General features: G+C 37.8%; 2 protein-coding genes and 2 pseudogenes. All 4 read left to right on the top strand.

The features are described from left to right. A pseudogene (locus GMD4S_RS13405) lies at positions 1-108 on the top strand (sugar ABC transporter ATP-binding protein); the annotation flags it as partial. A 1-nt stretch (position 109) separates the two neighbouring features. Further along, complete coding sequence (locus tag GMD4S_RS11870) at positions 110-928, top strand: ABC transporter permease (RefSeq protein WP_000240152.1); 819 nt, start codon at positions 110-112, stop codon at positions 926-928. A 1-nt stretch (position 929) separates the two neighbouring features. Continuing rightward, positions 930-1,715, top strand: a complete 786-nt coding sequence (locus GMD4S_RS11865) for an ABC transporter permease (RefSeq protein WP_000760749.1) — start codon at positions 930-932, stop codon at positions 1,713-1,715. 430 nt (positions 1,716-2,145) lie between these two features. Further along, positions 2,146-2,444 (top strand): annotated as a pseudogene (locus GMD4S_RS11860) (hypothetical protein); the annotation flags it as partial.

Here is a 2,444-nt window from a genome sequence, read left to right as displayed (position 1 = left end):
GCTGATATTATCAAGCAAACCCTGTCTGATTTTGAAATTCGCGATTTGAAGATGTTGGATACGGATATTGAGGATATTATCCGTCGCTTCTACCGAAAGGAGCTCTAAGATGGTCAAATTGTGGAGACGTTATAAACCCTTTATCAATGCAGGGATTCAGGAGTTGATTACCTATCGAGTGAATTTTCTTCTCTATCGGATTGGTGATGTGATGGGAGCTTTTGTGGCCTTTTATCTCTGGAAGGCCGTCTTTGATTCCTCACAAGAGTCCTTGATTCAAGGCTTCAGTATGGCTGATATCACCCTCTACATCATCATGAGTTTTGTGACCAATCTCTTGACCAAGTCAGATTCTTCCTTTATGATTGGGGAGGAGGTTAAGGATGGCTCCATTATCATGCGCTTGCTGAGACCAGTGCATTTTGCGGCCTCATATCTCTTCACCGAGCTTGGCTCCAAGTGGTTGATTTTTATCTCTGTTGGACTGCCATTTTTAAGTGTCATTGTCTTGATGAAAATCTTATCGGGGCAAGGGATTGTAGAAGTGCTGGGATTAACGGTCCTATATCTTTTTAGCTTAATGCTGGCCTACCTGATTAACTTTTTCTTTAATATCTGCTTTGGATTTTCAGCCTTTGTATTTAAAAATCTATGGGGTTCCAATCTACTCAAGACTTCCATAGTGGCCTTTATGTCTGGAAGTCTGATTCCCTTGGCTTTCTTTCCAAAGGTGGTTTCAGATATTCTGTCCTTCTTGCCTTTTTCATCCTTGATCTACACTCCTGTCATGATCATTGTTGGGAAATACGATGCCAATCAGATTCTTCAAGCTATCTTGCTACAGGTTTTCTGGCTCTTAGTGATGGTGGGCTTGTCTCAATTGATTTGGAAACGAGTCCAGTCCTTTATCACCATTCAGGGAGGTTAGTATGAAAAAATATCAACGCATGCACCTGATTTTTATCAGACAATACATCAAGCAAATCATGGAATACAAGGTTGATTTTGTGGTTGGTGTTTTAGGTGTCTTTCTGACCCAAGGTTTGAACCTCTTGTTTCTCAATGTACTCTTTCAACATATCCCCTCGCTTGAAGGCTGGACCTTTCAAGAAATCGCTTTTATCTATGGATTTTCCTTGATTCCCAAGGGATTGGACCATCTCTTTTTTGACAATCTCTGGGCACTAGGGCAGCGCTTGGTGCGAAAGGGAGAGTTTGATAAGTATCTGACTCGTCCTATCAATCCGCTCTTCCATATCCTCGTTGAGACCTTTCAGATTGATGCCTTGGGCGAACTTTTGGTCGGAGGTATTTTGCTAGCGACAACGGTAACTAGTATTGCTTGGACTTTTCCCAAATTCCTGCTTTTCTTAGTCTGCATTCCTTTTGCGACCTTGATCTATACTTCCTTGAAAATCGCGACTGCCAGCATCGCTTTTTGGACCAAGCAGTCAGGTGCCATGATTTATATTTTCTATATGTTTAATGATTTTGCCAAGTACCCGATTTCCATTTACAATTCGCTCCTTCGTTGGTTGATTAGCTTTATCGTACCTTTCGCCTTTACAGCCTACTATCCTGCCAGCTATTTCTTGCAGGATAAAGACGGGCTCTTTAACATTGGTGGGTTGATTTTGATTTCCCTTGTTTTCTTTGTTATTTCTTTAAAACTCTGGGACAGGGGCTTGGACGCTTACGAAAGTGCGGGTTCGTAAGATATAAAATAGGATGAGATTTAAACATTAAATATGTTACAAACAACCGTTGAAAATTATAGCGGTTGTTTTTGCATGTTTATTAAGGCATAAATTCTATCCATACCCCTTTTTGCGATTTTGGTAATTATTCCAGTTGATTGCTACTATTTTTGATGGGAGGAATGAGTTTATATTGTACCCAGTTAACTATAATATTTATTGACTAACCTATTTGTTAACATGGATTAAAAAAAAAATTAACCTGGGTTAATTTTTCTTGACTTAAATTTTTTTAATTGATATACTATTTTTCAGAGAGCTAACAATTATATATAAATGTACTACTCTATCCCACTAGATAATACGTCATAAAACTTTTTATAACAAAGGCTAGCAAAGTTAAAGTTTTCTATCTATTGGGTTTAAAATAAAAAATGAAGGAATTATAATGAAAAAAAGTACGGTATTGTCATTAACTACTGCTGCAGTTATTTTAGCAGCATATGCCCCCAATGAGGTAATTTTAGCAGATGCACCTAGTTCTGAAGATGCTTTAAGAATTTCTGATAAAGAAAAAGTAGTAGCAGATGCACCTAGTTCTGAAGATGCTTTAAAAATTTCTGGTAAAGAAAAAGTAGTAGCAGATAAAGAAACAGAAAACAATGAACAATCTGAAGATATTCATAATGTTATAGAAACTTCAAAGGATACTGAGGAGAAGAAGACAACAGTTATTGAGGAAAAAGA

Source organism: Streptococcus sp. GMD4S, from assembly GCF_000296955.1.
This window is presented reverse-complemented; position numbering and strand designations above follow the sequence as displayed.

Coding starts and splice junctions, on each gene's coding strand:
- GMD4S_RS11865 (WP_000760749.1), top strand. CDS start 930: ATGAAAAAATATCAACGCATGCACCTGATTTTTATCAGACAATACATC.
- GMD4S_RS11870 (WP_000240152.1), top strand. CDS start 110: ATGGTCAAATTGTGGAGACGTTATAAACCCTTTATCAATGCAGGGATT.